Genomic DNA, 9,917 nt, shown 5'->3' with positions numbered 1-9,917 from the left:
GGGGGAGATTGGCAGCTTCGTCGTTGCGCCCTTCTTTCAACGACTGAGATTGGCGAAGATCGACGTGACAACCAATCTCCCCCCTTGAGGGGGAGATGTCCGGCAGGACAGAGGGGGGTGCCTGGGCGAAGGCATCAGTCGCGATGCTAGCCCTCTTCCTGCGCGATATCCGCCTGAGTATCCGGGCCGGCGGCGGGGCGCTGACCGGCGTGATCTTCTTTCTCGCGGTGATCGCCACGATCCCCTTCGGCGTCGGACCGGACCTCAATCTGCTCGCCCGCATCGGCCCGGCAATCCTGTGGATCGGCGCCTTGCTCGCTTGCCTGCTCGGCCTCGACCGATTGTTCCAGGCCGACAGGGAAGACGGTTCGCTCGACCTTCTGGTGCTCGGCAACGACCAGCACATGCTGGCGCTGACCGTGCTGACGAAATGCCTGGCGCATTGGGCGGGAAGCGTGCTGCCGCTGGTCATCGCGGCACCTTTGCTCGGCCTGTTCATGAATATGGAGCCGGTAGGCATCGGCGCCACGGCGCTGACCCTTTTGGTCGGCACGCCGGCGATCACCTTCATCGGCGCTGCCGGCGCGGCGGTGGCGGTGGCGCTGCCCCGCGGCGGGCTGCTGATCTCGGTGCTGGTGCTGCCGCTAACCATTCCCGTGCTGATCTTTGGCGTCTCGGCAAGCTATGGCGCGGTGGCGGACCCCGATCCGTTCCTGCAGCCTTTCCTCATTCTCGCCGCGCTGACCTTGTTTCTTGCCGTGCTGGGGCCGGTTGCCGCGGCGCTGGCGCTGCGTCATGGGGCGGACTAAATTAGACGGCCGCCTGACCTCAAGGCTGCGGCGCTGCTGTCGATTGCGAAGCCGATAGCGCAAGGTTAAGGAAAGACATGTTCGAACGAAGCGAAATGGTCCGGCGGAAAGGCTTTGCGCCGGCGGAGCGAACCATATGAGCGCGCATGCGCTCTATGTGACCGCCGCCTATGCCATCACGGCCGTGGTTCTGGCCGGGCTGGTCGGCTGGATCCTTCTCGACCAACGGGCACGCAAGCGGGATCTCGCCGAGCTGGAAGCGTCCGGCGTGCGGCGGCGCTCCGACAAGGCGGGGACAACGAAGCCATGAGCATCGAGGCCAAAACGCCGGCGCGCGGGCGGCGCCTGATCGTGCTTTTGCCGCTGCTGATTTTCCTCGGGCTGGCGGGGCTGTTCCTGACGCAGCTGCTGTCCGGTCGTGATACGTCGGAAGTGCCATCGGCGCTGATCGGCCTGCCGGCGCCGCAGACCAATCTGCCGGCGCTGGAGGGCATGAATTTGCCGGGGCTCGATTCCAGGCAGTTCGCCGGCAAGGTCACGCTGGTCAACGTCTTCGCGTCCTGGTGCGGGCCATGCCGTGACGAACATCCGGTGCTGCTGGCGCTGTCGCAGGACAAGCGCTTCGTCATCGCCGCGCTCAACTACAAGGACCAGCCGGAAAACGCCCGCCGGTTCCTCGGCGATCTCGGCAACCCGTTCCAGGCGATCGGCGTCGACGCGGCGGGGCGCGCGGCGATCGACTGGGGCGTCTACGGCGTGCCGGAAACCTTCGTCATCGGCAAGGACGGCAAGATCGCCTACAAGCATGTCGGCCCGCTGACGCCGGGCTCGGCGCAGACGCTGCTTTTGCCGGAGATCGAGAAGGCGCTGGCCGCGCCGGGCTGAGACGGCGGAAACGCGATGGTCGAACGGAACATTCGCGATCATTTTCTGGCTCAGGCGAAAGCCTGCGACGGGCTTGGCTCGCCCTTCACCGCGAATTTATGCCGTGCGTTGGCCAAGGTTCTCGACGCAAACACCAAGACCGGGCAGGTGGTGCTCGGCTGGCCGGGCGACGCGCGCGCTGACGCCCTCGCATTGCGGGTCTGCGGCGCGCTGCATGCGTTGGTGCTCTCGCGTGCTAGTGAGCGACTGGCACTGATCTATCCGCCCAACCAGACAAGCGAATCCGAGATCGCGGCGGTGCTGCCGGAGGCAATTGCGCGATCCGACGAGCGGATCGTCGCCGGCCTCGCCGGCGCGCCGCAGACCAATGAAATCGGTCGGTCGGCGATGCTGCTGCCTGGATTTCTGACGGTCGCGCGGGAAACCGGCCTGCCGCTGGATCTGTGCGAGATCGGCGCCAGCGCCGGGCTCAATCTCCTGTTCGACAGCTTTCACTACAACTATGGCGATGCCGAATGGGGCGACCCGGCCTCCCCCGTGCGGTTGGCGCCGGAGACGCGCGGCCGCGCTGTTCCGCTTGATGGGGCGATCGGCGTCCGCCACCGCTCCGGCTGCGACGTCGCGCCGGTGGACGTCGCCGACGCAGCGGCGCGGTTACAGCTTCGGTCTTTTGTCTGGGCCGATCAGGCAGCGCGGCTGGCCCGGCTCGACGCCGCGCTGTCACTTGCCGAAAAATTTCCACCGCTGCTTGTCAAAGCGGACGCGGCGGATTTTGTCGAGAAGGCACTGGCCGCACGGCAGCAGGGAGGCGCCTTCGTGCTCTACCATTCGATCATGTGGCAGTACCTGCCGCGGGCGACCAAGGATGCCATCACCGCTGCGCTGGAGCAGGCGGGCAGACAGGCCACGGCCGCTACGCCTATCGCAAGGCTGAGGATGGAGCCGCGCGATCCCACAAACAATTGGGCGGTGCTCAGCCTCACTCTATGGCCCGGCGGCGAGACACGCCGCTTGGCCCATTGCGATTATCACGGCCGCTGGATCGAATGGATCGGCTAAGCCCGATCAAACAGTTCTGGTTGCGCGTGATCTCGTCCGAAAAGTCTGCAACTTTTTGCTGCGCTGACCTTCGGTTCGGGATCATGCGTTCGCCTCAGCCGTAGATCTGCTTGTGGACCTGATAGAGCATTTCGCTGCGGTCGGCGCGCATGTCGGCCAGATCGCGGCTGGAAAAGGAGTCGATTTCGGCGACGAGGCGGTTGTATTGCCGGCGCTTGGCGATGCTGGTGCGAGCGCGGCTCATGAGGCTGTCGAGGATCATAGCAAGGTTCCTTCTGCGCCGCATTGTTGCGGCCGGTTGTTCCTCCCTTGATCTGTATGGAGCATGACATAGTTATGGTGCGTTGCAAAAAGAAGATGTTGCAATGCACCATTGCGCTGGACGCATAGCCGGTGAACGGCGCATAAACCCCGTCATTTGGACCCTATCATCTGAGCAAGGGCGGCACTGCCGCAGCTTGCCTCGATGCCTCAAGATGGGTGAGACTGATATCAGCGATCTTGCCATATTGATCGCCGGCTGGCTTGATCGCGCCGGCATCACCGATTTGCATGACTGGGAGGAAAACCATGGCCGCCGAAGACTACGAGATTCTCGATCCACGTTTTGCCCGGCTGTTCAACAGCAATGCGCAGGTGGAAAAGCTGTTCACCGGATGCCGCTGGGCGGAAGGGCCGGCCTGGTTCGCGGCCGGCCGTTATGTGGTCTGGTCCGACATCCCCAACAACCGCATGCTGCGTTACGACGAGACCGACGGCAGCGTCAGCGTGTTCCGGCAGCCGTCGGGTAATTCCAATGGCAACACCGTTGACCGGCAGGGTCGGCTGGTCACTTGCGAGCATTCGGGCCGGCGGGTCAGCCGCACCGAGCATGACGGCTCAATCACCACCATCGCCGACAAATGGCGCGGCAAGCGGCTGAACTCGCCCAACGATGCAGTGGTCAGGTCCGACGGGTCGATCTGGTTCACCGACCCAACCTACGGCATCGACACGGACTATGAGGGCGACAAGGCCGAGAGCGAGATCGGCGCCTGCCATGTCTACCGGGCCGATCCCGGCACCGGTGAGATCGACGCGGTGATCACCGACATGGTCAGGCCCAACGGGCTTGCCTTCTCGCTCGACGAAAGCAAGCTCTATGTCGTCGATACCGGCCGCACGCACGGCGCGCAGAATCCGGCGCATATGCGGGTGTTCAATGTCGACAAGGGTGGCAAGAAGGTGTCCGGCGAAAAAGTCTTCGCCGACTGCACGGCCGGCCTGTTCGATGGCTTCAGGCTCGACGATCAAGGGAGGATCTGGACCAGTGCCGCCGACGGCATCCATTGCTACGATCCGGACGGGACGCTGATCGGCAGGATCAAGGTGCCGGAAGTCGTCGCCAATTGCGTGTTCGGCGGCAACAAGCTGAACTGCCTCTATATCGCCGGCACGACCTCGCTCTACATGGTCCGGCTGATGGTCAACGGCGCAAAGACATTTTGAGCGGCCGCCAAGCAATATCCCAGGGGAGGGAGCCATGCCATTCGTGAACACCCGCCTGGTCAAGGAGGTGATTGCCGATGACCCGGCCGGCAAGAAGGCCGCGATCGCCGCCCAGGTGACGGCGGCCATCACCGGCGCCACCGGCCTGACCAGCAACGACGTCTGGGTGGTTTTCGAGGAGGTCGCTGCGCGGGACTGGTTCGTTGGCGAGACCGATGTCGAGACGATGCGCAGCAAACGTTGAAGGAGTTTCGCCGCGACCTTTGATGGTTGCAGCGCGGCCGGTCAGCAGGCGTCGAAGGCCGAGAGGTGTTTCGGACGGATCATGTCCGAAACAGTCTACCACATGGTGTGTTTGTATTCGTCATCCAGCCAGCGGTCGGTCGCCTCGGCCGAATCGGCGAGCGCCAACTGGTCGCGCAGGATCTGGCCGAGCGTCGGCAGCGTCGCGCGGTCGTGCCAGGTTTCGGGCTTCCACAAATCGGAGCGCATGAAAGCCTTGGCGCAGTGCATGTAGGCGGCCTTGACCGTCACCAGGACGACGCTTTGCGGTTCCTTGCCGTCGACCGCGAGCCGCTCGCGCAAGCCCGCATCGACGGTGATGCGAGCATCGCCGTTGACGCGCAGCGTCTCGTTCATGCCTGGAATGAGAAAGAGCAGCCCGACCGAGGGGTTGATAAGAATGTTCTCAAGCGTGTCGAGACGGTTGTTGCCGGGCCGGTCGGGGATGGCGATGGTCCTCTCGTCGAGCATGACGGCAAAGCCGGGCTTGTCGCCCTTCGGCGTCACATCGGCATTGCCGGCGCCGTCGGAGGAGCCGATCAGCACGAAGGGGCTTTTGCCGATGAAAGAACGGCTGTGACCATCCAGCGCCTTCAATTCCTTGCGGATAGAGCCGTCGGTCGGCCGAGGCGTCTTGTAGATCGTTCTCAGCTCTTCGCGCGTGGTGACGAATTCCATGCCCTCTCCCAACTGTTACTTGCCTGCCTTCTCTTCTTTTCCGGGCTTGCCTTCAAGCGAATGGCGCATGATCAGCGGCATTTGGCTGAAGGTGAAAAGAAGCGTGATCGGCATGATGCCCCAAACCTTGAAGGTAACCCATGCGTCGGTGGAAAAATTCCGCCAGACCACTTCATTGACAAGGGCCAGGAACAGGAAAAACAGGCCCCAGCGGAAGGTGAGTTTCTTCCAGCCTTCGGCATCGAGGCTGAAGGCCGAATCGAAGACGTAGCCGAGCAGCGATTTGCCGAAGAACAGGCCGCCGAGCAGGACGCCGCCGAACAGCATGTTGACGATGGTCGGCTTCATCTTGATGAAGATGTCGTCCTGCAGATAGAGCGTCAGCGCGCCGAAGACGAACACGACGACGCCCGACACCATCGGCATGATCGGCAAGGTACGGGTGAGCAGCCAGGAGGCGATCAGCGCGATCGCGGTCGCCGCCATGAACAGGCCGGTGGCGACGAAGATTGGTCCGCCGAGTTCGGCAAGGGCGGGAAATTTCTGCGACAGCCATGCGCCGCGCGCGTTGGCGAAGAAGAACACCATTAGCGGGCCGAGCTCCAGCACCAGCTTGAGCAGCGGGTTGACGCCTTCCTTCTTCTGTTTCTGCGGGTCGGACGGGTCGCGTTCGAGAATGGGCGGGTTCATAGGCTTCCTTCTTACGCATGATCCCGTCAAAAAAAGTCTGCACTTTTTGGGATCATGCTTGTTAGGCCACTCCAGCGATCGCCTTGGCGAACTCGCTTGCGGAGAAAGGTTCGAGGTCGTCGACCTGTTCGCCGACGCCGATGAAATAGACCGGCAATTTGTGCTTTGCCGCGATCGCCACCAGAATACCGCCGCGTGCCGTGCCGTCCAGCTTGGTCATCACCAGGCCATTGACGCCGGCGACATTGCGGAAGATCTCGACCTGGTTGAGTGCGTTCTGGCCGGTGGTGGCGTCGACCGTCTGCAGCACGGTGTGCGGCGCCTCCGGATCTAGCTTGCCCAGCACCCGGACGATCTTTTCCAGTTCCGCCATCAGCTCGGTCTTGTTCTGCAACCGCCCGGCGGTGTCGATGATCAGCACGTCGGAGCCGGCTTGCTTGGCCTGTTCGAAGGCGTCGTAAGCGAGGCCGGCGGCGTCGGCGCCAAGCTTCGAGGCGATGACCGGCGATTTGGTGCGCTCGCCCCAGATCTTCAACTGCTCAATCGCGGCGGCGCGGAACGTGTCGCCGGCTGCGAGCATCACCGACAGGCCGCCATCGGTCAGCTTTGCCGCCAGCTTGCCAATGGTTGTGGTCTTGCCGGTGCCATTGACGCCGACGACAAGGATGACATGCGGCTTATGGCTGAGGTCAAGCTCCAGCGGCATGGCGACGTGGGCCAGCACCTTCTCCACCTCGGCCGCCATGATGGCGCGCACCTCCGTCTCGGAGACGTCCTTGCCATAGCGGCTGGCGGCCAGCGAATCGGTGATGCGCAAGGCCGTCTCCATGCCGAGATCGGCGCGGATCAGCACGTCCTCGAGATCCTGCAGCGTGTCCTCGTCCAGCTTGCGCTTGGTGAAGACGCCGGCGATGTTGCCGGACAGTTCCCGGGAAGAGCGGGCAAGTCCCTCCTTCATACGCTGGAACCACGAGCGTTTCGGTGCCGGTTCCGGCGCCTTCTGTGGCTGGGCTTTCTGCTCGACCTTCTTGGTTACGGTCACCTTGCCGGGGGCTGGCTTTGGCTCCGACGGTGGTTGCGGAACGGCCTCCGGCTCTGGTGCGATCTCCGCAAGGACCGGCTTCGCCTCGACCGGCGCAGGCTGGCGAATCGGGGGCGGAATTTCAGCCGGCGGTGCCTCAGGCTCGGGCGCCTTTGAGGGGGTCTCGGCGGGCGGCGCCGGCATGTCGACGGGCGCCGGCTCAGGCCGTTTTTCAGGCTGGGATGGGGCGACTTTTGGTGGCTGAGGCTCTGGTGCGGGAGCCGGCTCAGGGATGACGGGAACGGCCGGGATGTCCTCGGGCGCTGCCTGTTCAGCAGGCGTTTCCGGCTCCGGTTCCAGCTCCTCGACCGGAACCGGCTGGATTTCAGGCTCTGGCGCCGGCTCCTCGGCAGGCGCCTCCGGCTCCTCGATCGGAGCGGGTTCCGGCTGGATGTCTGGCCCGGGCGGAATGGTTGGTGCAGGAGCGGGCGCGGCCTCTTCAACAGGCGCCGGCTGCGGCGCGAGCGGTGCTTCCGCCTCGACTGGCGGCGGAGGCGCAGCTTCTGTTTCGGGCTGACGCTCTTCCCGTTTCAAAAATTCCGGAACGGCCTGCTCAGAAGCCGGTTTCAGCGCCTCCAGCGCATCCCATTTGATCGGCGGCAGAGGTGCCGACTCGTCGATCCGCTCCTCGACCACTTCCTGCTTGCCGAACGAAAATATCTTCTTGAAAAAACCAGCCATGTCTTTGCGTCTCAGGCGACGCTGGCGGCAAGCGGCGCCGCAATCAGTCTGATACCATCATGGCCGGCGATATCAGCCTCAACGATTTCGCCCGGCGCGCCGGCGGAGACCGCGGCGAGCGTAAACCCTTCGGTGCGGCCGAGCCCGTCGCGCTCGACCAGGATCGACTGGCGCGTTCCGGCGAGTGCGGCGAGGTGACTGACATAGGCGGCGCCACCGGCGGCGCGCAGCCGTGCAGCACGCTGCTTGACCACCTCGCGGCGAAGCTGCGGCATGCGCGCCGCGGGGGTGCCTTCGCGCGGTGAAAATGGAAAAACGTGGAGATGCGTTAGCCCGCATTCCTCGACGATCTCCAGCGATTTTTCGAACATGGCGTCCGTCTCGGTCGGGAAGCCGGCGATGATGTCGGCGCCGAAGACGATGCCGGGGCGCAATTTGCGCAAATCCTCGCAAAAACGGATCGACTGATCCCGGTTGTGTCGGCGCTTCATCCGTTTCAGGATCATGTCGTCGCCCGCCTGCAGCGACAGATGCAGATGTGGCATCAGTCGGGGCTCGGTGGCGATCGCGTCGAGCAGATCGTCGTCGGCCTCGATCGAATCGATCGAGGAGAGGCGCAGGCGTTTCACGTCAGGCACCTGCTTGAGGATTGTCTTGACCAATTTGCCGAGTTTCGGGCTGCCCGGCAGGTCGGCGCCGAAGCTGGTCATGTCGACGCCGGTCAGCACGATCTCGGCATAGCCATTGCCGCTCAGCCGCTTGACCTGCTCGACTACGGCGCCCATCGGCACCGAGCGCGAATTGCCGCGGCCATAGGGGATGATGCAGAAGGTGCAGCGGTGGTCGCAGCCGTTCTGCACCTGGACGAAGGCTCGCGCCCGGCCTTCGATGGCGTCGACCATGTGGGCGGCCGTCTCGCGTACCGAAAAGATATCGTTGACGCGAGCCTTCTCGGTATCGTTGACGCCGAAATCCGGCAGCGCGCGATACGAATTCGCCTTCAGCTTCTCCTCATTGCCGAAGACGAGATCGACCTCGTCCATGGCGACGAAATTCTGCGGCTCGGTCTGCGCGGCGCAGCCGGTGACGATGATGCGGGCGGCCGGGTTCTCGCGGCGGGCCTTGCGGATCGACTGCTTTGCCTGGCGCACCGCCTCGCCGGTGACGGCGCAGGTGTTGAAGATGATGGCGCCGCCTGCCAGCGCGCCAAGGCCGGCGCTTTCCGCCTCGCGCCGCATCACCTCGGATTCGTAGGTGTTCAGCCGGCAGCCGAAGGTAACGACGTCAATGCCCTTCTTGGGAAGAGCGGGCATCAGGCGGCGCTTTCGGTGTCGCGGGCCCACACGCCGGTCGACGGGTCGAAGCTGCCGGAAAATTCCCATTCGGCGGCACCGGTGAGGACGACGTGGTCGTCGCCGCGCCATTCGACATGCAAGGAGCCGCCGCCGGGCGTCACCAAGGAGACGCTGCGTCCGGTCCGCTTGGTGCGGGCGGCAGCGACGACGGCGGCACAAGCCGCCGTGCCGCAGGCCTTGGTCAGGCCGGCGCCGCGCTCCCAGGTGCGGATGACCATCGTCTCGGGCGAGGTCACCTGCGCGATTGTGATGTTGGCGCGTTCGGGGAAGATCGGGTGGTTTTCGAGCAGCGGACCGAAGCGGTCGAGCTCGTAGGACCAGACGTCGCGGTCGACCCAGAAAATGGCGTGCGGATTGCCCATCGACACGACCGAGGGCGAGTGCAGCACAGGCGCGTCGATCGGGCCGATCTGCAGCTCGATCATGCGGGTGTCGCGGAATTCCTCGGCCAGCGGAATATCCTGCCAACCGAAACGCGGTCTGCCCATGTCGACCGAGATCAGCCGGTCGGCATGTTCCTCGGCGTTGAGGATGCCGGCGACCGTCTCGAAGGCGAATGTCTTCTGGCCGGTCTCGGCAGCAAGCGCTTGCACCACACAGCGCATGCCGTTGCCGCAGGCCTGCGCGCCGGTTCCGTCGGAATTCAATATGTCGATGAAAAAGGCGGTGCCCGGCGTCCTGGCATCGTGGATCGCCATGATCTGATCGAATTTCGTCGCGGCATCGGCGTTGAGCGCAAGGGCGGCAGCCGGCGTCACCCGATCGGCGCGACCGCGCATGTCGGCAACGATGATCTCGTTGCCGATGCCGTTCATCTTGGCGAAGGGGGCAGTGCTTGCCATGGATCGAAAGGTCTCATGCCGGTTTGGCGCCTATATGGCGGATACCGGCCGAAATTACCAGTGCGCG

At 64.2% G+C, this 9,917-nt stretch carries 12 protein-coding genes; 6 read left to right on the top strand and 6 right to left on the bottom strand.

Going from position 1 to position 9,917, the window contains the following annotated elements; translation table 11 throughout:
* Window positions 1-143 precede the first annotated feature (143 nt).
* From ccmB to EOB36_RS23405, 4 genes are all read left to right on the top strand, one after another.
* Entirely contained in the window at window positions 144-809 is a 666-nt protein-coding gene (ccmB, locus tag EOB36_RS23420) for a heme exporter protein CcmB (protein ID WP_128285820.1), read from the top strand.
* A 136-nt stretch (window positions 810-945) separates the two neighbouring features.
* Window positions 946-1,119 (top strand): heme exporter protein CcmD, encoded by a 174-nt coding sequence (gene ccmD / locus EOB36_RS23415; RefSeq protein WP_128285819.1) that lies wholly within the window; start codon window positions 946-948, stop codon window positions 1,117-1,119.
* Window positions 1,116-1,694 carry a DsbE family thiol:disulfide interchange protein gene (locus tag EOB36_RS23410; protein WP_128285818.1) on the top strand — a complete coding sequence of 193 codons (579 nt, stop codon included), beginning with the start codon at window positions 1,116-1,118 and terminating at the stop codon, window positions 1,692-1,694. The genes ccmD and EOB36_RS23410 overlap by 4 nt, the downstream gene beginning before the upstream one ends.
* 15 nt (window positions 1,695-1,709) lie before the next feature.
* On the top strand, window positions 1,710-2,753 hold the full coding sequence (locus EOB36_RS23405) for a DUF2332 family protein (RefSeq protein ID WP_128285817.1): 1,044 nt from the start codon (window positions 1,710-1,712) through the stop codon (window positions 2,751-2,753).
* Between the two features lie 94 nt (window positions 2,754-2,847).
* Here EOB36_RS23405 and EOB36_RS23400 read toward each other — a convergent pair whose 3' ends face one another.
* Entirely contained in the window at window positions 2,848-3,015 is a 168-nt protein-coding gene (locus EOB36_RS23400; protein ID WP_127314787.1) for a hypothetical protein, read from the bottom strand.
* Between the two features lie 308 nt (window positions 3,016-3,323).
* Here EOB36_RS23400 and EOB36_RS23395 point away from each other — a divergent pair, with 308 nt between their 5' ends.
* Complete coding sequence (locus tag EOB36_RS23395) at window positions 3,324-4,241, top strand: SMP-30/gluconolactonase/LRE family protein (RefSeq protein ID WP_128285816.1); 918 nt, start codon at window positions 3,324-3,326, stop codon at window positions 4,239-4,241.
* A gap of 34 nt (window positions 4,242-4,275) precedes the next feature.
* Window positions 4,276-4,485, top strand: coding sequence for a tautomerase family protein (locus tag EOB36_RS23390; RefSeq protein ID WP_128285815.1), 210 nt, complete (start codon window positions 4,276-4,278; stop codon window positions 4,483-4,485).
* Between the two features lie 95 nt (window positions 4,486-4,580).
* Here EOB36_RS23390 and EOB36_RS23385 read toward each other — a convergent pair whose 3' ends face one another.
* From EOB36_RS23385 to dapF, 5 genes are all read right to left on the bottom strand, one after another.
* The gene (locus EOB36_RS23385) at window positions 4,581-5,201 is read right to left on the bottom strand and encodes a pyridoxamine 5'-phosphate oxidase family protein (RefSeq protein WP_128285814.1); all 621 of its coding nucleotides are present in this window, start codon (window positions 5,199-5,201) and stop codon (window positions 4,581-4,583) included.
* Between the two features lie 15 nt (window positions 5,202-5,216).
* Window positions 5,217-5,891, bottom strand: coding sequence for a septation protein A (locus tag EOB36_RS23380; RefSeq protein WP_128285813.1), 675 nt, complete (start codon window positions 5,889-5,891; stop codon window positions 5,217-5,219).
* 61 nt (window positions 5,892-5,952) lie between these two features.
* A complete protein-coding gene (ftsY, locus tag EOB36_RS23375) occupies window positions 5,953-7,653 on the bottom strand; it encodes a signal recognition particle-docking protein FtsY (protein WP_128285812.1) in 1,701 nt (566 codons plus the stop codon).
* A gap of 11 nt (window positions 7,654-7,664) precedes the next feature.
* On the bottom strand, window positions 7,665-8,966 hold the full coding sequence (gene mtaB / locus EOB36_RS23370; RefSeq protein ID WP_128285811.1) for a tRNA (N(6)-L-threonylcarbamoyladenosine(37)-C(2))-methylthiotransferase MtaB: 1,302 nt from the start codon (window positions 8,964-8,966) through the stop codon (window positions 7,665-7,667).
* Window positions 8,966-9,850, bottom strand: coding sequence for a diaminopimelate epimerase (gene dapF / locus EOB36_RS23365; protein ID WP_128285810.1), 885 nt, complete (start codon window positions 9,848-9,850; stop codon window positions 8,966-8,968). Before dapF ends, mtaB begins: the two co-directional genes overlap by 1 nt.
* Window positions 9,851-9,917: the final 67 nt, after the last annotated feature.

Origin of the sequence: Mesorhizobium sp. M6A.T.Cr.TU.017.01.1.1 (genome assembly GCF_004023115.1) — a bacterium.
Taxonomy (GTDB): Bacteria; Pseudomonadota; Alphaproteobacteria; order Rhizobiales; family Rhizobiaceae; genus Mesorhizobium; species Mesorhizobium mediterraneum.
This window is presented reverse-complemented; position numbering and strand designations above follow the sequence as displayed.

Coding starts and splice junctions, on each gene's coding strand:
- ccmB (WP_128285820.1), top strand. CDS start 144: ATGCTAGCCCTCTTCCTGCGCGATATCCGCCTGAGTATCCGGGCCGGC.
- ccmD (WP_128285819.1), top strand. CDS start 946: ATGAGCGCGCATGCGCTCTATGTGACCGCCGCCTATGCCATCACGGCC.
- EOB36_RS23410 (WP_128285818.1), top strand. CDS start 1,116: ATGAGCATCGAGGCCAAAACGCCGGCGCGCGGGCGGCGCCTGATCGTG.
- EOB36_RS23405 (WP_128285817.1), top strand. CDS start 1,710: ATGGTCGAACGGAACATTCGCGATCATTTTCTGGCTCAGGCGAAAGCC.
- EOB36_RS23400 (WP_127314787.1), bottom strand. CDS start 3,015: ATGATCCTCGACAGCCTCATGAGCCGCGCTCGCACCAGCATCGCCAAG.
- EOB36_RS23395 (WP_128285816.1), top strand. CDS start 3,324: ATGGCCGCCGAAGACTACGAGATTCTCGATCCACGTTTTGCCCGGCTG.
- EOB36_RS23390 (WP_128285815.1), top strand. CDS start 4,276: ATGCCATTCGTGAACACCCGCCTGGTCAAGGAGGTGATTGCCGATGAC.
- EOB36_RS23385 (WP_128285814.1), bottom strand. CDS start 5,201: ATGGAATTCGTCACCACGCGCGAAGAGCTGAGAACGATCTACAAGACG.
- EOB36_RS23380 (WP_128285813.1), bottom strand. CDS start 5,891: ATGAACCCGCCCATTCTCGAACGCGACCCGTCCGACCCGCAGAAACAG.
- ftsY (WP_128285812.1), bottom strand. CDS start 7,653: ATGGCTGGTTTTTTCAAGAAGATATTTTCGTTCGGCAAGCAGGAAGTG.
- mtaB (WP_128285811.1), bottom strand. CDS start 8,966: ATGCCCGCTCTTCCCAAGAAGGGCATTGACGTCGTTACCTTCGGCTGC.
- dapF (WP_128285810.1), bottom strand. CDS start 9,850: ATGGCAAGCACTGCCCCCTTCGCCAAGATGAACGGCATCGGCAACGAG.